Origin of the sequence: Idiomarina sp. Sol25 (assembly GCF_033052775.1) — a bacterium.
GTDB lineage: Bacteria > Pseudomonadota > Gammaproteobacteria > Enterobacterales > Alteromonadaceae > Idiomarina.
Genome location: NZ_JAUPEW010000258.1, coordinates 1 through 232 on the forward strand (window position 1 = coordinate 1; position 232 = coordinate 232).

Genomic DNA, 232 nt, shown 5'->3' on the forward strand with positions numbered 1-232 from the left:
GCTCGAGTAGATAGACACATTTCCTTCTTCGTCGATGTCAATCTTAACGCCTGTTTCAGCGATGATCTTATCGATAGTTTCTCCACCTTTACCGATGACAATCTTGATCTTATCAACATCAATCTTGATGGTATCAATTTTCGGAGCTGTTGGAGCCAATTCTGGACGAACTTCTGGAATGGTTGCTTCGATCACATCAAGGATTTCAAGCCAAGAAAGCTCGTTTTGAAAT

At 40.9% G+C, this 232-nt stretch carries 1 protein-coding gene; it reads right to left on the bottom strand.

Features of this window, described 5'->3' with window-relative positions:
* A partial coding sequence (locus Q5L94_RS14205; RefSeq protein ID WP_317498992.1) for a KH domain-containing protein occupies positions 1-232 on the bottom strand: 232 nt, incomplete at both ends.